At 69.8% G+C, this 20827-nt stretch carries 19 protein-coding genes and 1 tRNA gene; 7 read left to right on the top strand and 13 right to left on the bottom strand.

Annotation, left to right across the window (positions count from 1 at the left end; all coding sequences use genetic code 11):
- Nucleotides 1-40: 40 nt before the first annotated feature.
- On the bottom strand, nucleotides 41-913 hold the full coding sequence (locus HKK74_RS00470; RefSeq protein WP_187240902.1) for a hypothetical protein: 873 nt from the start codon (nucleotides 911-913) through the stop codon (nucleotides 41-43).
- A gap of 129 nt (nucleotides 914-1042) precedes the next feature.
- Between HKK74_RS00470 and HKK74_RS00465 the strand changes: the two genes are divergently transcribed.
- A complete protein-coding gene (locus HKK74_RS00465; RefSeq protein ID WP_187240901.1) occupies nucleotides 1043-1657 on the top strand; it encodes a tellurite resistance TerB family protein in 615 nt (204 codons plus the stop codon).
- Nucleotides 1658-1968: 311 nt separating this feature from the next.
- Nucleotides 1969-3681 (top strand): 2-isopropylmalate synthase, encoded by a 1713-nt coding sequence (leuA, locus tag HKK74_RS00460; RefSeq protein WP_246491097.1) that lies wholly within the window; start codon nucleotides 1969-1971, stop codon nucleotides 3679-3681.
- A 136-nt stretch (nucleotides 3682-3817) separates the two neighbouring features.
- On the opposite strand, the gene HKK74_RS00455 is transcribed toward leuA, so the two are convergent.
- The gene (locus tag HKK74_RS00455; RefSeq protein ID WP_222721728.1) at nucleotides 3818-4069 is read right to left on the bottom strand and encodes a protealysin inhibitor emfourin; all 252 of its coding nucleotides are present in this window, start codon (nucleotides 4067-4069) and stop codon (nucleotides 3818-3820) included.
- The gene (locus HKK74_RS00450; RefSeq protein WP_187240899.1) at nucleotides 4066-5097 is read right to left on the bottom strand and encodes a M4 family metallopeptidase; all 1032 of its coding nucleotides are present in this window, start codon (nucleotides 5095-5097) and stop codon (nucleotides 4066-4068) included. Before HKK74_RS00450 ends, HKK74_RS00455 begins: the two co-directional genes overlap by 4 nt.
- Nucleotides 5098-5241: 144 nt before the next feature.
- Here HKK74_RS00450 and recO point away from each other — a divergent pair, with 144 nt between their 5' ends.
- Together recO and HKK74_RS00440 are read left to right on the top strand one after the other, a co-directional pair.
- A complete protein-coding gene (gene recO, locus HKK74_RS00445; protein WP_187240898.1) occupies nucleotides 5242-6033 on the top strand; it encodes a DNA repair protein RecO in 792 nt (263 codons plus the stop codon).
- Nucleotides 6030-6851, top strand: a complete 822-nt coding sequence (locus HKK74_RS00440) for an isoprenyl transferase (protein ID WP_187240897.1) — start codon at nucleotides 6030-6032, stop codon at nucleotides 6849-6851. The genes recO and HKK74_RS00440 overlap by 4 nt, the downstream gene beginning before the upstream one ends.
- Nucleotides 6852-6992: 141 nt before the next feature.
- Here HKK74_RS00440 and HKK74_RS00435 read toward each other — a convergent pair whose 3' ends face one another.
- Genes HKK74_RS00435 through HKK74_RS00415 form a run of 5 tightly spaced genes read right to left on the bottom strand, consistent with a single transcriptional unit; the run spans nucleotide 6993 to nucleotide 10344 of the window.
- Nucleotides 6993-7376: a Fur family transcriptional regulator gene (locus tag HKK74_RS00435; RefSeq protein ID WP_187240896.1), complete on the bottom strand. Its 384-nt coding sequence runs from the start codon at nucleotides 7374-7376 to the stop codon at nucleotides 6993-6995.
- Nucleotides 7373-8218, bottom strand: a complete 846-nt coding sequence (locus HKK74_RS00430; protein WP_187240895.1) for a metal ABC transporter permease — start codon at nucleotides 8216-8218, stop codon at nucleotides 7373-7375. The genes HKK74_RS00435 and HKK74_RS00430 overlap by 4 nt, the downstream gene beginning before the upstream one ends.
- 16 nt (nucleotides 8219-8234) lie before the next feature.
- On the bottom strand, nucleotides 8235-9008 hold the full coding sequence (locus HKK74_RS00425; RefSeq protein ID WP_246491096.1) for a metal ABC transporter ATP-binding protein: 774 nt from the start codon (nucleotides 9006-9008) through the stop codon (nucleotides 8235-8237).
- Nucleotides 9005-9946, bottom strand: coding sequence for a metal ABC transporter substrate-binding protein (locus HKK74_RS00420; RefSeq protein ID WP_187240894.1), 942 nt, complete (start codon nucleotides 9944-9946; stop codon nucleotides 9005-9007). The genes HKK74_RS00425 and HKK74_RS00420 overlap by 4 nt, the downstream gene beginning before the upstream one ends.
- 59 nt (nucleotides 9947-10005) lie before the next feature.
- Entirely contained in the window at nucleotides 10006-10344 is a 339-nt protein-coding gene (locus tag HKK74_RS00415; RefSeq protein ID WP_187240893.1) for a DUF6703 family protein, read from the bottom strand.
- 100 nt (nucleotides 10345-10444) lie between these two features.
- Between HKK74_RS00415 and HKK74_RS00410 the strand changes: the two genes are divergently transcribed.
- From HKK74_RS00410 to HKK74_RS00400, 3 genes are all read left to right on the top strand, one after another.
- Nucleotides 10445-10735 (top strand): antibiotic biosynthesis monooxygenase family protein, encoded by a 291-nt coding sequence (locus tag HKK74_RS00410; RefSeq protein ID WP_187240892.1) that lies wholly within the window; start codon nucleotides 10445-10447, stop codon nucleotides 10733-10735.
- A 160-nt stretch (nucleotides 10736-10895) separates the two neighbouring features.
- Nucleotides 10896-12254: a DUF1906 domain-containing protein gene (locus tag HKK74_RS00405; RefSeq protein WP_222721725.1), complete on the top strand. Its 1359-nt coding sequence runs from the start codon at nucleotides 10896-10898 to the stop codon at nucleotides 12252-12254.
- 175 nt (nucleotides 12255-12429) lie between these two features.
- Nucleotides 12430-13818: a glycine--tRNA ligase gene (locus HKK74_RS00400; protein WP_187240890.1), complete on the top strand. Its 1389-nt coding sequence runs from the start codon at nucleotides 12430-12432 to the stop codon at nucleotides 13816-13818.
- 88 nt (nucleotides 13819-13906) lie between these two features.
- On the opposite strand, the gene HKK74_RS00395 is transcribed toward HKK74_RS00400, so the two are convergent.
- The 5 genes from HKK74_RS00395 to HKK74_RS00375 all read right to left on the bottom strand — a co-directional run bounded on the left by HKK74_RS00395 (nucleotide 13907) and on the right by HKK74_RS00375 (nucleotide 20728).
- Nucleotides 13907-14000, bottom strand: a tRNA-Sec gene (locus HKK74_RS00395).
- A gap of 51 nt (nucleotides 14001-14051) precedes the next feature.
- On the bottom strand, nucleotides 14052-15821 hold the full coding sequence (gene selB / locus HKK74_RS00390) for a selenocysteine-specific translation elongation factor (protein ID WP_187240889.1): 1770 nt from the start codon (nucleotides 15819-15821) through the stop codon (nucleotides 14052-14054).
- On the bottom strand, nucleotides 15812-17122 hold the full coding sequence (selA, locus tag HKK74_RS00385) for an L-seryl-tRNA(Sec) selenium transferase (protein WP_187240888.1): 1311 nt from the start codon (nucleotides 17120-17122) through the stop codon (nucleotides 15812-15814). Before selA ends, selB begins: the two co-directional genes overlap by 10 nt.
- Before the next feature lie 211 nt (nucleotides 17123-17333).
- Complete coding sequence (locus tag HKK74_RS00380; RefSeq protein ID WP_187240887.1) at nucleotides 17334-17777, bottom strand: hypothetical protein; 444 nt, start codon at nucleotides 17775-17777, stop codon at nucleotides 17334-17336.
- Between the two features lie 215 nt (nucleotides 17778-17992).
- A complete protein-coding gene (locus tag HKK74_RS00375) occupies nucleotides 17993-20728 on the bottom strand; it encodes a helix-turn-helix transcriptional regulator (RefSeq protein ID WP_187240886.1) in 2736 nt (911 codons plus the stop codon).
- Nucleotides 20729-20827: the final 99 nt, after the last annotated feature.

Below are 20827 nucleotides of genomic sequence, written 5' to 3'. Positions count from 1 at the left end.
GCCGGCGTGGAACGCCCTGCATGACCACGCGGCCGGGCGGTCAGTAGGAGGAACCGGTGGACTTCTTTCCGGTGAGCAGGCCGATCACGCTGAGGCCGATCACCGCGATCGACAGCAGCAACGCGAGGTACCAGCCGAAGCCGAGTGAGACGTCCGCGCTGATGCCGCTGCCGAGACTGCCGGTGCTGCCGAGGATCTTGTCCTTGGTGCTCTGCAGGCGCAGCAGGAAGATCATGATGAGGAGCAGTGCGAGGCCGGCCGGTGCCGCCGCCATCGTGGCGAGCTTCGCGTTCTTGCTGACGATGGCCCCCACGAGCACGCCGACCGCGGCGAGAGCGGCCAGGGCCACCAGCTTGCCGCTCCAGTCCTCGAAACCGGCCCCGCTGTCGCTCTGGTTGATGCTGCGGCCGAGGAAGTTGCCGCTCACCGTGGCCTTCGCCCAGGGGAGGAAGGTCGAGATGAGCAGGAGCGCCGCCGCGGCGATGGCGGCGAAGGTGAGCGGGTTCGGCGCGCCGGTGGAAGTGCTCGTGCCGTAGCCGGATTGTGATGGGTATCCCTGGCCCGGGTACTGCTGCTGGGCGGGGTAACCCTGCTGCTGGGCCGGGTAACCCGGCTGCTGCGGCTGCTGCGGGTAACCAGGCTGCTGGCCCGGATAGCCCTGCTGCTGCCCTGGATAGCCCTGCTGCTGGCCGGGGTAGCCTTGCTGCTGCGGCGGGTAACCGGGCTGCTGGCCCGGATAGCCCTGCTGCTGCCCTGGATAGCCCTGCTGCTGGCCGGGGTGACCTTGCTGTTGCTGGCCCGGGTAGGGCGGCTGTTGTCCGGGATGTCCGGACTGCTGGCCGGGGTAGCCTTGCTGCTGGGGCTGGCCGCCCCCGCCGTAGCCCCCTTGACCGTAGTCGTCTGGCTGGCTCATGGGTGCAAGCGTAGAAGGTCGTGCGGGTTTGTGCCTACCGCTCTGGATCCGGGGTTGTGCGCGGGCCGTCCCGATGGGGCTTCCGTGTCGGTACGTTGGGCGTGGGGTCCGTCATGTGAGGAGAGCCCGGTGTTGCTGATTTTCGGGTTGTCGGTGTTCTTCCGTACGGTCGGTGAGGGGACGTTCCACTGCCCGAACTGCGGCGGCGACCGCAGGTACCGGCGGCGTTCCGCCCGGCGCTGGTTCACGTTCTTCTTCCTTCCGGTCATCCCGCTCCGGCGGCTCGGAGAGGTCGTCGAATGCGGTGCCTGCCGCACCAGGTTCGGCGTCTCCGTTCTCAGGCTGCCGACGGTCCGCCAGATGACGGAGGCACTGCCGGCGGGAATGCGCGCCGCCGTGGCGTCGGTGCTCATCGCCGGCGGCTCCGCCGACGACGCGTCGCGCCGCCGCGCGGTCGAGGCGGTGCGCGGCTACGGCGACGAGGAGTACGGCGACGAGGCGCTGGAACTCGCGCTGTTGTCGTCCGGCGCCCGTCTCGAGGACGAGATGGCCCGGGCCGGGGCGCAACTGACGGTCGAGGCCAAGGAGTGGTTCCTCGCCCAGGTCGTACGGGTCGCCTTGGCCGACGGGCCGCTCAGCGACGACGAGCGGCAGGCGCTGCACCGCGTCGCCGACCGGCTGGGCATGACGTCGGCGCACGCCTTCGGTGTGATCGTGATGACCGAGGAGGCGGCCAGCCCATGAGAAGAACCGCGCTGGTACGGCGCCCGGGCCCCGGCTCGCCGAGGGCATGGTGACCTATATCGGATCATCGCGCTGCGGCGTGCGGCGTGCGGCGTGTGGCGGTGTGCGGGGGCCGGTGGGCGGCCGGGCCGCCGGCCGCGGCCTCGATTGCGACGTGGCGCCACGGGTCTGTTACCTTATGAGACGTGCTCTTTGAGCTGCTCCTCCTTAGCGGCCGCGACGGGGACCTGTAAACGGTCGGCCCCCTCGTCGCGGGGCTTTGACGTGATCGTCGGCCGCAGGACCTGAGCGCAAACGGAGTCGAGTACCCAATGTTCCACCAGCGATCCAGTGGCATGCCCTTCCGGCGTTACCAGCCCTTCCGACCGGTCGATCTGCCCGACCGCACCTGGCCCGCCAAGACCATCACCAAGGCACCGCGCTGGCTGTCCACCGACCTGCGTGACGGCAACCAGGCACTGATCGACCCCATGAGCCCGGCGCGCAAGCTGGCGATGTTCGAGCTGCTCGTCGGCATGGGCTACAAGGAGATAGAGGTCGGGTTCCCGGCCGCCAGCCAGACCGACTTCGACTTCGTCCGCAAGCTGATCGAAGAGGACCGCATCCCCGCCGACGTGCGCATCTCGGTGCTGACGCAGTCCCGCGAAGAGCTCATCGAGCGCACCGTCCAGTCGCTGGCCGGAGCCGCGCAGGCCACCGTGCACCTCTACAACGCGACCGCGCCGCTGTTCCGGCGCGTGGTATTCGGCATCGATCGCGAGGAGTGCAAGCAGCTCGCGGTCACCGGCACCCAGCACGTCATGAAGTTCGCCGAGCGCTACCTGGGCGACTGCGACTTCGGTTACGAATACTCGCCCGAGATCTTCATCGACACCGAGCTGGACTTCGCCCTCGAGGTCTGCGAGGCGGTCATGGACGTGTGGGAGCCCGGGCCGGGCCGCGAGATCATCCTCAACCTGCCGTCCACGATCGAGCGGTCGACCCCGAACGTCTACGCCGACCAGATCGAGTGGATGAGCCGCAACCTGTCCCGCCGTGAGCATGTCTGCCTGTCGGTGCACCCGCACAACGACCGGGGGACGGCCGTCGCGTCCGCGGAGCTGGCCGTCATGGCGGGCGCCGACCGCGTCGAGGGCTGCCTGTTCGGGAACGGAGAGCGCACCGGCAACGTCTGCCTGGTCACGCTAGGCATGAACCTGTTCTCCCAGGGAGTCGACCCGCAGATCGACTTCTCCGACATCGACGAGATCCGCCGTACTGTCGAGTACAGCAACCAGATCCCGGTGCACGAGCGGCACCCCTACGCCGGTGACCTGGTCTACACGTCCTTCTCCGGGTCGCACCAGGACGCGATCAAGAAGGGCTTCGCGGCACTGGAGAGCGACGCGGCGGCCGCGGGCGTGCCGGTGGAGGAGTTCCGCTGGGCGCTGCCCTACCTGCCGATCGACCCGAAGGACGTGGGCCGCTCCTATGAGGCGGTCATCCGGGTCAACAGCCAGAGCGGCAAGGGCGGCGTGTCGTACATCATGCAGTCCGAGCACTCGATGGACCTGCCGCGCCGGCTGCAGATCGAGTTCTCCCGCGTCGTCCAGGAGCACACCGACAGCGAGGGCGGTGAGGTCACCGCCGAGCGGATGTGGGAGATCTTCGAGGCGGAATACCTCGCCGTGGGGCCCCGCATCGGCCTGCTCGCGCACCGTACGTCCTCGCGAGTCGACGAAAAGGACCTGCTGAACTGCGACGTGCGGCTCGACGGTGAGATCCGCGAGATCGAAGGGATCGGCAACGGCCCCATCTCGGCCTTCGTGGACGCGCTCACCCCGATCGGCGTCAACGTACGAGTGCTGGACTACCACGAGCACGCGCTGAGCGCCGGTGGCGACGCCAAGGCAGCGGCCTATGTCGAGAGCCAGATCGGCGACACCGTCTACTGGGGGGTCGGCGTCGACGCCAACATCGTCACCGCGTCCCTCAAGGCCGTGCTGTCCACGGTCAACCGCGCCGCCCGAGCCGGCCAGGCCTGACCCGATCGCCCTCCCGGCGACGGAACCCGATCGGCGCCGGGAGCACTCGACGCCCCGGACCTCGATCAGGCCCGGGGCGTCGATGTACCGGCGCCCGAGCGGAGCGTGGCCGGCGGGCCGCGGACAGGCGGAGCGGTCAGGCAGCGGACAGGACGCGGTCGACGAGCTGGCGCAGAGGCCCGCTGAGCTGGGCCTCGTCGACCACCGCCGTGCGCCCGCCGACGTCGATCTCGTACATGAACCGGTCCGCGCCGGGAGCGGGCGGTCGCAAGGCGCCGAGGTCGACCCGGTCGACGAGTTCCCCCAGCACCGGGTCCGTCGCGGTATCGGCCTCGCCGCGTCGTTCGATGCCGGCGAAGCCGCCACTGCGGACCACGGTCACCTTCACGTGCTGACGCCTACCCCGTTCCACGCGGTTCTCACCGCGCCGGTCTCGGCGGCGGTCGCTCCGTAGAGGCGCGAAGCCGTCTCGACCGTGGCCGCCGCGAATGCCGCGAAATCGATGGTCTCGGACAACCCGCCGCCGGTGAGCGTGTCGTACCAGATCTGTCCGGCCCGCTCCCACGCGCGCCCGCCGATCGCGGTCGCGGCCAGGTGGAAGGCACGGTTGGGGATGCCCGAGTTGATGTGCACGCCGCCGTTGTCGCGGTAGGTCTCCACGTAGTCGTTCATGTGGCCCGGTTGGGGGTCCTTGCCGAGGTTCGGGTCGTCGTAGGCGGTGCCGGGCTCCTTCATCGAGCGCAGGGCGACGCCGTTGACGCCGGGTGCGAGCAGCCCGGCCCCGATGAGCCAGTCGGCCTGATCGGCGGTGTGCCCGAGGTGGTACTGCTTGATCAGCGCGCCGAACACGTCCGACATGGACTCGTTGAGCGCGCCCGACTGGCCGTAGTAGTCGAGGTTCGCCGTGTGCTGGGTCAGCCCGTGCGTGAGTTCGTGCCCGGTGACGTCGAGCGGGCCGGTGAAGGCGGTGAACAGCGTGCCGTCGCCGTCGCCGTACACCATCTGCGCGCCGTTCCAGAAGGCGTTGTCGTAGTCGCGGCCGTAGTGCACGGTGGAGATCATCGGTAAGCCGGCGCCGTCGATGGAGTTGCGCCGGTAGGCGGCCTCGAAGAAGTCGAAGGCAACCCCCAGCCAGTCGTAGGCCTGGTCGGCCATGGTGTCACCCGTCTCGGCGCCGCCCTCCTTGCGCACGGTGTCGCCGGGCAGCTGCTCGAGGTTGTGCGCGTCCTTGACCGTGCGGTCGGGGACGAAGTCCTCGAGGGGACCGGCCGGCTCGGCCGGTGTGATGCGACGTTCGGTGCGCTGTGCGGTGCTCAGCACGGCGGTGCGGCGCGCGATGTCCCGGAGCGCCGGGTCGTCGGTGCGCGCCGCCACCTCGTCGAGGATGTGCGGAGGCACGATCGTGCAGATAGTCATGACTGCCACGCTGCCACCGGCCGTGCCGCCCGGCCACCGCCCATGACGTTCTCGCGGGTCCGAATGCGGTCATCCCCGGTAAGTGATCTGTCACCGGACCGCAGCCGGGTCAACCTATGTCGTGAAGTGCGAAACAATGGGCCTGTGACGCTCTACCGCGACGAGGGCATCGTCCTCCGTACCCAGAAGCTGGGCGAGGCCGATCGCATCGTCACCGTCCTCACCCGGCGCACCGGCCGGGTGCGGGCGGCGGCCAAGGGGGTCCGCAAGACCAGATCGCGGTTCGGGGCGCGGCTGGAGCCGTTCACCCACGTCGACGTGCAGTTCTACGAGCGGCGCTCGCTCGACTTGATCACCCAGGCCGAGACGCTCCGCCCGTACGGCGAGCAGCTCGTCGCCGACTATCCGCGTTACACGGCGGGGACGGCCATGCTCGAGACGGCCGAGAGGCTCACCACCGAGGAGAAGGAGCCGGCGCTCCGGCAGTTCCTGCTGCTCGTCGGCGGCCTGCGCACCCTGGTCGAGCGCGGTCACGATCCACGGCTCGTACTGGACGCCTACCTGCTGCGTTCGCTGTCGGTGGCGGGATGGGCGCCCGCGCTGGACGAGTGCGCGCGCTGCGGGGAACGGAGCACGTTGCGCTCCTTCGCCATCGCGGCCGGGGGCGGGGTCTGTGGCCGCTGCCGGATGCCGGGTTCGGCCACACCGGCCCCCCAGACGTTCGTCCTGATGGCGGCGCTGCTGCGCGGGGACTGGGAACACGCCGACGGGAGTGAACCCCGGCACCGGGTGGAGTGCAGCGGTCTGGTCGCGGCCTACCTCCAGTGGCACCTGGAGCATCACATCAGATCGTTGAAGCACGTCGAGCGCGAAGCGCCGAAGCATCCGGGGTCGCCGGATGGCGGCGTCGCGTTCCTGGATCAGGAGCGAGTTTGAGCCACCAGGTACGCCCCCCGGAACCACATGCGAGTGGTGCCCGGCCACCGGAGATCCCGAAGGATCTCGTGCCCCGGCATGTCGCCATCATCATGGACGGGAACGGCCGCTGGGCCAAGGATCGCGGGCTGCCGCGCATCGACGGCCACAAGATGGGCGAGCACTCGCTGTTCGACGTGCTCATGGGCGCCATCGAGCTCGGGATCAAGAACGTCTCGACGTTCGCCTTCTCCACCGAGAACTGGCGGCGTTCCCCGGACGAGGTGCGCTTTCTCATGGGCTTCAACCGCGAGGTCATCCGGCGCCGGCGCGACCAGCTGAACGAGATGGGCGTACGGGTCCGCTGGGCCGGTCGGCGGCCGAAGCTGTGGCGCAGTGTGATCAAGGAGCTCGAGGACGCCGAGCGGATGACCCGCGACAACGACGTGCTGACGCTGCAGTTCTGCGTGAACTACGGGGGACGGGCCGAGATCGCGGACGCCGCGGCGGCGATCGCGCGCGACGTCGCGGCCGGAAAGCTGAACCCCGACAAGATCAGTGAAAAGGTCTTCGCGCGTTACCTGGACGAGCCGGACATCCCCGATGTGGATCTGTTCGTCCGGTCATCGGGGGAGCAGCGGGTGTCCAACTTCCTGCTCTGGCAGTCGGCCTACGCCGAAATGGTGTTCCTGGACACGCTATGGCCGGACTTCGACCGGCGGCACCTGTGGCACGCGTGCGAGATCTTCGCCGGCCGCGACCGCCGTTACGGCGGCGCGCTGCCCAACCCGGTCGAACCGCCGCCGTTCCCGGCACCGGCCGGACGCTCCGCCGGATAGCGCATCCGGGGCGTCCGAACCTGCCTCATCGACTGGACGGTCCCGGAGGACTTCTACGGCCGGCTGGGCCATCGGCCGTGGCGGCGCCACCTCATGTACCGCCACTCGATCGAGCGATGATCCCCAAACGATCGCGAGGGGTCACGCGCTTCCGGCGCAGGCGGGGCAGGTGCCGAAGACCTCCACCGTGTGGGTGACCTCGGTGAAACCGTGCTCCTTGCCGATCGACTCGGCCCAGCGTTCGACCGTGGGGCCCTCGACCTCGACGGTGCGGCCGCAGGACCGGCACACGAGGTGGTGGTGGTGCTGCTCGGTTGCGCACGCGCGGTAGACGGCCTCACCGTCGTTGGTGCGCAGGACGTCGACCTCGCCGGAGTCGCTCAGGGCCTGCAGGGCCCGGTAGACGGTGGTAAGGCCGATCTTGGACCCGTCCGCGCGCAGGTCGGCGAAGATGTCCTGCGCGCTGCGGAACCCCTCGTTGGCGGCGAGTACCCGGCGTACGGCCTCGCGGCGTGTAGTCGTCATCCCGTCACCTCCGCCTTCTGGTCATCGGGCCTGCCACGCCGCCGCATGAGTATTCCGCCGAGTACCGCGGCGACGAACACGGTCATCGCGAACATGACGATCGAGGGGCCCGGTGGCACACTGTATTCGAATGATCCCACGAGCCCGGCCACCGCAGACAGTACACCGATCGCCATCGCGACGAGCATGGTGCTCTTGAAGCCCCGTGTCAGCTGCTGCGCGGCGGCGACCGGCACCACCATGAGGGCGCTCACGAGCAGCAATCCTATGGCCCGCATGGCGATCACGACGGTCACGGCGGCCGTCACGGCGATGAGCAGGCTGAGGAAGCGCACCGGCAGCCCGGACGCGCGGGCCACCTCCTCGTCCTGGCACAGCAGGAACAGCTCGCGCCCGAACACGACCACGATGGCCAGCACCGCGATGGCCAGCCCCATGACCACATAGAGGTCGCCGCGCGACACGCTGGCGATCGACCCGAAGAGATAGGCCTGTAGCCCGGACCCGTTGCCGCTGGACAGGCTGGTGAGGATGACCCCGCCGGACAGCCCGCCGTAGAACAGCAGCGCCAGGGCCACGTCGCCGCCCGTCCGGCTCCGCGCGCGCAGCACCTCGATCGCCACCGCGCCGAGGGCCGAGACCACCACGGCGCCGAGGATCGGGGAGGTGCTGGTCAGCAGACCGAACCCGACACCGGTGAGCGCCACGTGCCCGATGCCGTCCCCGAGCAGGGCCAGCCGGCGCTGCACGATGAACGTGCCGATCGCCGGCGCGGTGAGCCCCATGAGCACCGCCAGGACGAGGGCGACGCGCATGAAGTCGAACTGCAGGATCTCGATCACGGTCGGTCTCTCCTGGTCACGTGGGATCCCAGGACGCGATGGCGGCGGTCTCAGGGTCTCTTGCATGCGGGTGGACGTGCTGATGCCCGGGCAGGGCACAGGCGCCCTCGGGCTGTGGCGGAGCGCCGTCGTGCACGACCCGCCCCGTCTCGAGGACGACGGCACGGGTGATCAGGGGCTCCAGTGGGCCGAGCTCGTGTGCGACCAGCACGACCGTACGGCCCTCGGCGGTGAGCCGGCTCAGCGTGGCGGCGAGGGCGGCCTGGCTCGCGGAGTCGACGCCGGCGGTGGGCTCGTCCATGACGAACGCGTCGGGCTCACCGGCCAGCGCCCGGGCGATGAGCACCCGCTGCTGCTGGCCGCCGGACAGGCGGTGCGCCGGATCGCGCGCGCGGTCGGCGAGGTCGACGGCGGCCAGGGCTCGGTCGACCGCTGCCCGGTCGGCCTTCGAGGACGGGCGGAACCGCGACTGGCGCGCGATCCGGCCCGACGCGACGACCTCGCGCACCGTGGCGGGCACCCCGCCGCCCACGGTCAGGCGCTGCGGGACGTAGCCGACGCGCTTCCAGTCGCGGAAGCGGGCCGGTGTCGAGCCGTAGATCTCGGTCCGGCCGGCCGCCATGGGCACCAGGCCGAGCAGGGCCCGGATCAGCGTGGACTTGCCCGACCCGTTCGGGCCGAGCACCGCGAGCACGTCGCCGGGCGCGACCCGCAGGTCGATGTCCTTGAGCACGTCCTTGCCGTCCAGCCGCACGCGGCCGCCGGTCATCGTGAACACGGCACCGCTCATGTGCAGCTCGACGCGGTGCGGAGCGCCTGCAGATTGCGACGCATGACGGAAAGGTAGTCGTCCTTGGAACCCTCGGCCACTCCCTCGAGCGGGTCGAGCGAGGCGGTCCGGACTCCGGCCTCCTTGGCCAGCGTCTGCGCCACCTTCGGGCTCACCAGCGTCTCCGTGAAGATCGTCGAGACCTTGTTGTCGCGCACGACCCGGGTGAGCTCGGCCAGTCGCTTCGGTGACGGCTCGTTCTGTGGGTCGACGCCGGCGATGGGCACCTGCTTCATGCCGTAGCGGTCGGCGAGGTAACCGAAGGCCGCGTGCGCGGTCACGAAGGTCTTCTGGGAGCACTGCCGCAGGCCGGCGGCGAACTCCTTGTCCAGCGCCCCGAGCTCTCCGGCGACCGACGCGGCGTTGGCGCGGTAGCCGGCCGCGTGCGCGGGATCGGCGGCCGCGAGCCGCTCGCCGAGCGTGGTCGCGATGGTCGCCAGGCGGCTCGGGTCCAGCCAGATGTGCGGGTCGTACGAGGTCTCGTGGCCGTGTCCCTCCTCGCTGTGCTCCTCCCCGGCGTGCTCGGCCTCCGACTCCTCGGCCGTCAGCGGAAGCGTCTTCACCACGCTCGCCGCGTCGAGTGAACGGTCCTTGGCGTGCTGGGCCACCGCTTCGTCGACGGCGGGCTGCACGCCCTTGACGTACACGACGAACTTCGCCTTGCCGACGTCGGCGATCTGGCGCGGGGTGAGCTCGAGATCATGGGGCTCGGCGCCGGGCTTGGTGAGCCCACGGACCGAGACGTCGGCTCCGCCGACCCGCTCGGCGATCCAGACCATCGGGTAGAAGGCGCCGATCACTTCGGTTCTGCCGGCGCTCGCCGTCGCGGAGCCTGGATTGCCGCTGCAGGCGGCCGTCAGGGTCAGCGCGGTGACCGCGAGTGCGGTACTTGAGACCATACGTCGGACATTACGAGAGCTAATCACCGTATTAGTGTGAATGAAGATGAAAACGATTGTCAAAACACGCCGAGCGCGTGATCTACCGCGAAGGCCAGCAGAACGCCCACACCGGCGATCCTGAGCAGCTTCCCGGAGGCGTCCAGCGTCGGCCAGTTCAGGAACGCGAACCAGGCCAGGAACGAGGCGAGCACGAGCAGCGCCGACGCCCCGAGCCAGCCCGTGCCGAGCATGCCGACGGCCAGGACCGCGAAGATCGCGACCAGGAGGGTCCAGCGCGGCAGGCGGTGCAGGAAGACCACGAGGGTCGCGCTGCGCCGTTCGACCTCGGCTCGGAACCCGCCCGCGCCGTCCGCCCGAGGATCACGCCCACCCGCGCCCGACTCTCTGGTACCCATCGCCCACCGTTCGTTTTCGCCGCTCGTCCAATCGAGGGCCCGCCGTGCTCGAAGGCGGCCCCGGGTCAAAGGTACGCGGCCACGCTGCCAGGATGAGGACGTGATCGCCATAACCCGCTGCCACGTGCCCATCGAGGACTCCGCGACCTTCACCGACCAGGCGAGCGCGGTGCTGCAGGCGCTGTCGGCCTGTCCCGGCCACCGGTACGGCCGGCTCGGTCGCACCCTCGACGATCCGACGCTGTGGGCCCTCGTCACCGAGTGGGACGGCGCCGGGTTCTACCGCAGGGCACTCGGGACCGACGACGTGCGGATGGCCTTCATCCCGCTCTCGACGCTCGCCATCGACGAGCCGGGCGCCTACGAGATCGTGGCGGCCGAGCCGCACTGAGCGGGGGCCGGTTCGGCCGGCCGTGGTCCCGTCCCCGGCCAGTCGCGGGTCAACCGGGCGCATCCCGCAGGGAAAGATCTGCGCGAGTCGCCGGCCTGTTCGTTTGAGTTCCCGCCGACCTGGCGATCAAGGCTGAGATCACGGGTCCCGGGGGGTGATGATGCGCCGTGCCGTCGCACTGACCGTGACCCTCTGGATCGCGGCGGCCGCGCTGGTGGCGTCGGACCGCTCACCGCCCGCTTCGCAGCCCGGCCGCGGCCCGGCCACGAAGACGATCCAGTACGGCGGCCTGCGGCTGCCCGTACCGGCCGGATGGCCCGTGTACCGGCTCGACCGGGAGCCGGGCCGCTGCGTGCGGTTCGACCGGCACGCGGTCTATCTCGGTCGGCCCGGCGCGGAGCAGCAGTGCCCCGCCCGCGTCGTCGGCCGCACCGAGGCACTGCACATCGAGCCGATCCCGCCGGCCTTCGGCCCGGGCACCGAGGCGCGCGCAGAGATCGAGAGGGTGCTCGGCCGGACCTCCGGAGGACGGCGCGGGGCGGCCCCGCAGAGCATGTCGGCGGCCGGGTCCGCCCTGCCCGGCGGCATCGAGCGCGAGATCCGGCTGCCGCTCCACGACGCTGGGGTGATGGTCACGGCGACCTACGGCTCGGACCGCGGCACGGTCGAACGGGCGTTACGCGGAAGCGAGCGGGCACCCTGGTGGCCGGGTCCGGCGTTCTTCTCCGGCGGACCCGCCACTACCGCCACTACCGCCGCCACCACCGCCCGCACCTCTACCGCCCCCGCCGCCACCCGTACCGCCGCAACCGCCGGGCGCCCGGTGAGGCGCCGGCCGTGGACGACCGGACGGGGCTTCGACACCTGTACGGCCCCCTCGCTGCGGGCGATGCGGGCCTGGCGCCGCACCTACCGGATCGCCAACATCTACATCGGCGGCGCCGCCCGTGGCTGCTCGCAGAACCACCTCACCAGGAGCTGGGTGCGGTCGGTACGGCGGATGGGCTACCGGCTGATCCCGACCTACGTCGGCCTTCAGGCACCGTGCAACAAGCGCTACCAGGACGGCTACACGATGGAGCGGCCGGCCACCGAGGGACGGCTGTCGGCCTACGACGCCGTACGGCGGGCGAAGGCCCTCGGCATCGGCCGCCGCGCCCCGATCTACTTCGACATGGAGGCATACGACAGCCGCAAGACGAGGTGCCGCGAGGACGTGCTGCGGTTCCTGCACGAGTGGAGCCGCGGGCTCCACCGGCGCCATTACCGCTCGGGCGTCTACAGCAGCGTGGCCTCCGGGATCATGGACCTCGGCCTGGCCAAGGGCGTCACCAAGCCGAAGGCGATCTGGTTCGCCCACTGGAACCGCAAGGCCGACGTGTACGGCGATCCCTACATCCCGGACACGTGGTGGCACCCCCACCGCCGGATCAAGCAGTACCGGGGCGGGCACAAGGAGCGACACGGCGGCGTCACGATCAATATCGACAGCAACATCATCGACGGGCTCGTCCACTGACCCCGCGTTGACAGGTCACCTCCCGCATGAGCGCGAATGTGCCCTAAGCTGGGACCCCATTGGCGCAGGATCCGGCCGGGCGGCCGGGCCGAGCGCCCACCGGGGATCACTGAAGCCGCGCGGTTCAGATGCGTGCGACCAATCCCACCGACCGCCAGCCGGATGGAGAACTGCCATGGCCCGTCGTTCCGACGTGTTGGACACGATCGTCAGCCTCGCCAAGCGGCGAGGTCTGGTGTACCCGTCGAGTGAGATCTACGGCGGGCTGCGTGCGTCCTGGGACTACGGGCCGCTCGGCGTCGAGCTGAAGAACAACGTCAAGCGGCAGTGGTGGAAGTCCATGGTGCAGGGCCGCGACGACGTGGTCGGCCTCGACTCCTGCGTCGTGCTCGCCCGTGAGGTCTGGCAGACCAGCGGTCACGTCGACGCCTTCGTCGACCCTCTCACCGAGTGCCAGTCCTGCCACAAGCGCTACCGGGCCGACCACCTCGAAGAGGCCTACGTCGAACGGCATGGCCGGCCGCCCGCGAACGGCCTCGCCGACCTGGGCTGCCCGAACTGCGGTACCAAGGGCGCCTTCACCGAGCCGAAGATGTTCAACGGGCTGCTCAAGACCTACCTCGGCCCGGTCGAGGACGAGTCCGGCCTCGCCTACCTGCGGCCCGAGACCGCACAGGGCATCTTCGTCAACTACCTCAACGTCCAGCAGTCCGCGCGCCGCAAGATCCCGTTCGGCATCGGGCAGATCGGCAAGTCGTTCCGCAACGAGATCACCCCGGGCAACTTCATCTTCCGCACCCGCGAGTTCGAGCAGATGGAGATGGAATTCTTCGTCGAGCCGGGCGGCGACGAGGAATGGCACCAGTACTGGATCGACCAGCGCATGCAGTGGTATGTCGACCTCGGCATCCGCAAGGAGAACCTGCGGCTGTACGAGCACCCGCAGGAGAAGCTGTCGCACTACTCCAAGCGCACGGTCGACGTGGAGTACCGCTTCGACTTCACCGGCACGCAGTGGGGCGAGCTGGAGGGCATCGCCAACCGCACCGACTACGACCTGACGGTGCACGGCAAGGCCTCGGGCACCGACCTGTCGTTCTTCGACCAGGAGCGCAACCTACGGTTCGTGCCGTACGTCATCGAGCCGGCCGCCGGCGTCGACCGCTGCGTCCTCACCTTCATGATCGACTCTTATGCCGAGGACGAGGCGCCGAACGCGAAAGGCAAACTGGAGAAGCGCACCGTCATGCGGCTCGACCACCGGCTCGCCCCGGTCAAGGCGGCCGTGCTGCCGCTGTCGCGCAACGCGGACCTCTCGCCGAAGGCGCGCGATCTCGCGGCGCAGTTGCGCCGCAACTGGAACGTCGACTTCGACGACGCGGGTGCGATCGGCCGCCGTTACCGCCGCCAGGACGAGATCGGCACCCCCTACTGCATCACCGTTGACTTCGACACCCTGGAAGACGACGCGGTGACGGTCCGGGAGCGCGACTCGATGAACCAGGAACGGATCGCCATCGGCCAGGTCGAGTCCTTCCTCGCCGCCCAGCTGGTGGGTTGCTGAATTCCGCGTTCTCGCTGTCTGAGGCGGTGCCGCGCTCCCGGTCGCTGTGGCGCGGCACCGCCCACAACTGCACGATCACGCCCGCGCAGCGGAGGCGGACGGGAATCGAACCCGCCTGACCGAGCTGCTCGGTCACCTCGGTTTTGAAGACCGGGGGGGCCACCAGGCACCCATTCGCCTCCTTGAGACGGGTGCCTCCCAGGGGAAAGTGGCGCCCGACCGCGCGGGTGATCTTATCCTCCGGTCGGCGGTCGGTGTTCACGTAGCCGCCGGTGGAGGTCATCGATCCGGACCGTACGGCCACGGCGGTCCAGGTACTCCAGCAGTGGCAGTGCCACTCGGCGGGTGGTGTCGAGGGCCTGCCGCGCCTGTGTAACGGTGAACGGCTGGGGAAGCTTGCCGAGGATGCGTACGGCCTGCTCCTCAGCGTCGGGGAGCAGCACGATGCCGTCGGTGATGCGCAGCAGCAGCTGTGCGGCGTGCGCGGTGGCCAGCGCGCGGGTATGCAGGCCGAGGACGGTCAGGCGGTCCGCTTGAGGGGCACGGAATGGCGAGTCGGCCAGTTCGGCCCGGACGGTGTCGACGGCGTGCCTGAGGTCCGGAGGCAGAGTCGGGACCTCCTGCTGCGCGAAGAGCTTGCCGCGGCGTAGCCGCAGCGGGGTGCCTGTGACCAGTGCCTCGACCAGCGAGCGGTCGGGTAGGTCGAGCTGCCGCCGGGCGGCTTCGACGGAAAGGCCCGGGTCGTGTGGTTGCCGGACCGCGTGATCTTGGATGGTTCGGGTGAGGCGTTCGCCAAGGGCGATCCAGTGCTCGGGGTCGGCCACCCAGTCGCTCGTCACCGGTTCCGCAGGCGGCTTCACTCCCATCGCGATCAGGTCGGCTCGCCGGATCAGTCCGTGCAGACGTACCAAGGCCGCTCCATCGGGTGTCCCAGTGACCTGTCCCAGTTGCGCGGTGCGGTGGGCGGCCGCGCCGCGCCGCTGAAGCCGCGGTGGCCGTACGTCCATGACCGTGGCGTCCCAGATCCGGCGGCTACCGGGATCGCGCAGCAGCGTCCGGTCGCCGACCCGCAGCGGCAGCGGCCGACGGAGGGTGATCCGGCAGAAGTCCGCGCCGAGTGGCCGGACGGTGGCGGGGATTGCGGCGGCGCCCGTATGGAAGGTCACCTGCCGGGGCGGAGGCGTCCGGTCGGCCGAGCTGGACCGCACGTCGAAGATCTCGGTGTCGAGCCAGCGGCCGGGGGTGAGTAGCGCATCTCCGCGGCGCAACCCGTCGGCGGCGCGGCCGCGCACATTGATCGCGATCCTGGCCGGGGGATCGACCTGCTCGACCGGATGCTCAAGGGTGTGCAACCCTCGAACGTGCAGCTCCTCATCGCTGCCCGCCATGCGGAGCCGATCACCGACTCGTACCGTGCCCGCACCGAGGGTGCCGGTGACGACGGTGCCTCGCCCGGTGATGGTGAACACCCGATCGATCCACAGCCGAACACCGGAGTCAGGGTCGGAACCCGGTAGCAGGGCGGCCATCCGGGCGAGTTCGTCACGCAGTTCCGGGAGGCCTGCTCCGGTCGTGGCGCTCACCGCGACGGCGGGCACCCCGGCCAGGCCGGTCCCGGACAGCTTCTGGGCGGCCTGCCCGAGGGCCGCGGAGGGATCGGCCAGATCGGCCCGGGTCACCACGAGCACACCATGCCGGATTCCGAGGGCGTCGAGGACCTCGAGGTGTTCCCGCGACTGGGCCTGCCATCCGGCGTCCGCGGCGACCACGAACATCACGGCGGGCACCGGGCCCACGCCGGCGAGCATGTTGGTGAGGAACCGCTCGTGCCCTGGGACGTCCACGAACGCCAGGTCGGGTGCGGTCGTCCAGACGAAACCGAGGTCGATGGTGAGACCGCGGCGGCGCTCTTCCTCCCAGCGGTCGGGCTCCATTCCGGTCAGCGCCCGTAGCAGGGTGGACTTGCCGTGGTCGACGTGGCCGGCCGTGGCGATCACCCGCATGCGGCCGCTCCCCGTACGGCGTCTATCAGCGTTTCGTCGTCTTCGGCGGGCAGCGTCCGTAGGTCGAGCAGGCAGCGGCCGTCCGTCACCCGGCCGAGCACGGGGGGTGTGCCGTGCCGCAGCGCCACAGACAAGCCCGCTTCGAGTGCGACGGCCACGCTGGGCAGGGTGACCTCCGGAGCGCCGCCACCACCGACGACCGCCTCCGATGTGACGACGCCGGCGCCCACCCCGGCCTCTCGCAGCCGCCCGGCGATGTGCTCGGCACGCTGGCGGAGCTGTGCGGCGCCGACGCCAAGCGCGCGGCTGACCGGCGTGTCGGTGTCGTTGAGCGTGGCCTCCAGGGCGGCCATGGTGAGCTTGTCCACACGCAGCGCGCGGGCGAGCGGGTGACGGCGAAGCCGCTCGACCAGATCGGCACGCCCCAGCAGCAACCCGCACTGCGGCCCTCCGAGCAGTTTGTCGCCGCTGGCGGTGACGAGATCGGCGCCCAGACCGAGCCAGCTCGCGGCGTCGGGCTCGTCGGGCAGCATCGGCTCGGGGCGCAGCAGTCCCGACCCGATATCGCCCACGAGAGGGACCTTGCGTTCCATGCACAGCGCGGCGAGGGCGGCGACGCTCGCGCCCGACGTGAACCCCTCGATCCGATAGTTCGACGGATGCACCTTCAGCACGAACCCGGTTTCCGGTCCGATGACGCGCCTGTAGTCGTCGGGTGTCGTCCGGTTGGTCGTGCCGACCTCGCGTAGCCGGGCCCCCGTGGAGACCAGGAGTTCGGGAAGGCGGAAACCGTCGCCGATCTCGATGAGCTCGCCCCGGCTGATCACGATCTCCCGTCCGGCGGCCAGCGCGGTGGCGGCCAGCACCAGTGCGGCGGCATTGTTGTTGACCACATGCACCGACTCCGCCACGGGCACGGCGCCTGCCAGCGCCGCCAGCGCCAACCGACCGCGCCTGCCCCGGGCGCCAGTGGCGAGGTCGAGTTCGACGTCGGTCGCCCCGGCCGCAAGCTGGAGGGCCTCCCGCGCCGCCGCCGACAGGGGAGCGCGCCCCAGGTTGGTGTGCAGGATGACGCCGGTCGCGTTGAGGACCGGTCGCAGTCCCGTCGTGCCTCGTGGCAGCGCGGCCAGCGCCGTCTGCGCAACCTCCTGCGGGGCGATCTCTCCGGCACGGGCACGCCGCTGGGCCGCCGTGACCACCGCTTTGACCCGGTCGTGGCCGAGCCGTTCCCGAGCCACGGCGAACCGCGGATCGGCGAGCAGGGCGTCCGTACGAGGAATCAGCCGACGAGGATCTTCCACTCTTCCTCTCCACAAGGCCCTGCGCGCTGGAGATCTGAATCGTACGCCAAGCCCGTGACGATCAGCTCGAAGCGGCTGACCCGGCTTGCCCACGGTGGTGGCTGAGCTTGCAAGATTCCCCCGGGCGAATTGGAATCCTTGCCGGCCGGGCTCAGGTGAGCCGACACGAAAATAGTGGTGGAGGTAACTCCACCACTATTTTCCGCTGATTCTACTGGTACCGGTTGTAGCCGTACTTGTCCTGGCAGTCCTTCCAGGTTCCGTCCGGTAGCAGCTTGCACACTCGGAAGCGGACGTACGCGCCATAGGCGGGACCGGTGGGCGGAGGTTTGATCTGCGTGGTGTTCGTCTGCCCGCAGCCTCGCTGGCTGACAAGGTTGGTCCGCTGCCAGCTTCCCGAGACCTGCTTGTAGAGCGCCCCGATGATCCCGTTGTCGCCATCGCAATAGGCGTCGTAGGCTGATATATATCCGTTTTCATTGGCCCCGGATGTAGCCGAGACCCACTTGCCGGAACCCAGATAAGCGCCGGAGTCGCCGTATACAAGTGTGGAGATCTCATCCGCCAGCGCAGGCGTCGCGGTCAGCGCGAGCGCCGTTCCGGCGACGGTGCACAGGATCGCTGACCGGCCCAGCCGGGTGCGAACTCGCTTCATAGCCACTCCCTTACGTAGATCATTGTGTGTTTCAACTGGGGACGTCGGATGTCCCACGCCCGACGTCTCATTGGCGTGGAATCTACCGGTTCCCAGGGGGCGCGCCACAGTTGTCGCGTCTCCCCATTTCGGTGCGAGCATCATCAATTCGTGGCACCGGAACAGGGGATCGATTGAGTAAGCCAGAGGCGTGCGTTGAGTAGGGCTCGACCGAGCTAGGTCTCGGGGAGGTCGAGTTTGCCCAGCTCGGCCCGGGATTTGACGCCGAGCTTGGGATAGGCCCGATAGAGATGGTTGCCGACGGTCCGGGGGCTCAGGAAGAGCCGGGCACCGATTGCGCCGTTGCTGGCACCCGTCGCCGCCAGTCGCACGACCTGGCGCTCCTGTGGAGTGAGTTGGCCGAGGAGGCCGGACATCGGCTCCGGGGCGGTGGCGGAGCTCATCACCTTCAGTTCGGCCCGGGCTCGAGCCGCCCAAGGTTTGGCGCCAAGCCGTTCGAAGGTGTCCGCGGCCGCGCTCAGCGGGTTGTGGGCGGCGGACTTTCGACGGATGCGACGCAGCCATTCGCCATAGGCCAGCTGGGTGCGAGCCCGCTCGTAAGGTTGGTCGATCTTTTCGTGCATCTGCATGGCGGCCTCGTAGTACCGCTCGGCCTGCTTCCCGTGACTCGTCAGTGCCTTGCAGCGAAGAGCCACCGCGGCGGCCACGGGATTCCTGCTCCCGTCAACCCGTTTCTCGAGAAGAGCGAGTGGGCGACTCGCCTGGTCCGGCCGCCCACACCGGACCGCCGCCTCGATGTGGTCGGAAGCAAGGCGGACGGGCCCGATGAGCGACTCGCCGGACCAGAGGCTCTCCAACCGGATGAGGGCCTCCTCATCGCGGGTGTATCCCAGGTCGAGCAGCGCCAGCGCCCAGGTCCCCAGCGCGATACCGGGGATCATGCCCTGAGCGGTGGCGTACTCCATGCCGTCCATCGCCAGAGCGGTGCAGCGATCCTCGTCGCCCTCGACGGCGGCGAGCCAGGCGAGAACGTTCTTCAGCTGACTCGCGCGATGGAACTGCCCGCTCTTCGATGCGAGATTCAGGCCCTCGGTGGCGGCAGCGGACGCCTGACCGTGGCGGCCCCGATACATGTGCGCCTGGGCGAGCACTTGGAGCGCATGGGGCAACAAGCGCGTCGTGCCGCCCTCCCGGCACTCCGCCACCAGAGTCTCGGCCACCAAGGCGTCGGCCGTCGCGCACTCGCCATGACCGATGACTGTGAGGTCAAGCGACACCACCATGATTCCCTCGGCCACCTCTGCGGGCACAGAGGCCCTCGCCGCCTTGGCCAGCTCGAGCACGGCATGCGGATCATCGGCTTCGGTGCGGCCCGGGGGGGTCATCACAGCGGACAGTGCAGAAGAGAGCGACACCAGGGGGGAAGACGCGGGCAGCGAGAGGGCGCCAAGCCGAGACCGCGCCACCCGGACAAGGTCGGTGTCAGCCGCGTGGAGGCCGCATCGGATCGCCTCCACCAGCATGAGCATCGCCTTTGCCGGCTCATGGGCGTGGATGAGTTCCGCTCCCTCCAGCAGGGTGCGGCCGGCCGGCAGTGGTGCTCCCTGCTCGAACCCCGCGGCGGCCTGGACGCGGGCGGCGGTGGCTCGCATCGACGGATCGTCGGTCAGCGTGACCACCTGCTCGGCGAGTTCGAGCGCTCCGCGCAACAAGCCCGCCCGACCCGCCGCCGCGGCCGCCGCGGCCAGCATCCGGGTGCCTCTCTCCCGATCCGCCGTGAGCCGTGCAGCGCGTTCATAGGCCGCGTACGCATACTGATCGCCGCTGTGTTCGGCCACGCGTTCCAGTTCGGCCGCCACCTCCTCATCCGGCCCGGCCGTGGCCGCGGCCAACTGCCAGGCGCGCAGGTTCACGTCGTCACCGGCGGCCTCCGCGAGGTCGCGATGGGCGGCTTGCCGTTCAGCGGCCGTCACGTCGTGATACGCGACGGCCCGGATCAGCGGGTGAGAGAAGGCCACGGTGGAACCTGTGACGTGCACGAGGCGGGCCTGTTCGGCGGCGCCCAGGTCCGCGAGGGTTGCACCGGACCGCCGCGCCGCCCGCAGCACGAGGCCGAGTTCGGGGGTGTCGACGGCGGCCGCCAGCAAGAGCAGGGCCCGGGTGGGGACGGGAAGCCGCCCGAGCGCCTTTTTGAAGAACCCCTGAGCCGGCCCGGTGACCGCGACCGCGCCATGGTGAAACGCGTACGGGTTCAGCCGACCGGCTCTCTGTGCCGGTGTCAGCGCGGTGAGGAGTTCCGAGAGCGCCAGCGGATTACCACGGGCCTCCGCAATGATCCGGTCCCTGGCCGGTGGCACCAGTCCTGGGTCCCTCTGCGCGACGACGGCCGCCGCGGACGTATGGTCCAGGGGTCCTAGCCGGAGCTCCGGGAGTCCGGCCCCGGCGAGCACCTGGTCGTCGTCACGAGCCGCGATGACCAGCGCGATTCCTTCGGAACCGAGTCGGCGGGCGGTGAACAGCAGCGCCTCGGCGGAGGCATGGTCCACCCATTGCGCGTCATCGACGAGACAGAGCAGAGGCCGTTCGGCGGCCAGCGCGGACAACACGGAGAGTAATGCCGGTCTGATGACGTGATGATCGGTGTTCCGTTCGGCACCGAACTCCAATGCGGCGTTGAGCGCGGTGGCCTGCGCCCCGCCCAGCGCCTTGATGTGAGAGTGGACGGGACGCAGCAGCATGTGCAGAGCGGCGAACGGCAGCTCGGCCTCCGATTCGAAACCGGCACCGCGCAGTACCCGCACCCCCTCGGCGGTCCGGCCGACGTCGTCGAGCAGCGCCGTCTTGCCGCTGCCGACCTGACCCTTGATCACGACAACCCCGCCCGCTCCGGAACGAGCACGGCTGATCAACCGGTCGATTTCAGACCGTTCCTCGGCTCTTCCCTTGAGCATGAGCGGTCCCTCTGCCAGTCGGTGATCCACGTACCACCCCAAACGAAGTCAAGATCAACTCCAGACCCTGTCCACCAGTGGCCAGGACCAGATGAATAC

This window comes from Actinomadura alba (assembly GCF_014323705.1).
GTDB classification, from domain to species: domain Bacteria; phylum Actinomycetota; class Actinomycetes; order Streptosporangiales; family Streptosporangiaceae; genus Actinomadura_C; species Actinomadura_C alba.
Note: the sequence above shows the minus strand (reverse complement) of the source record. Positions and strands in the feature narration are given on the sequence as shown.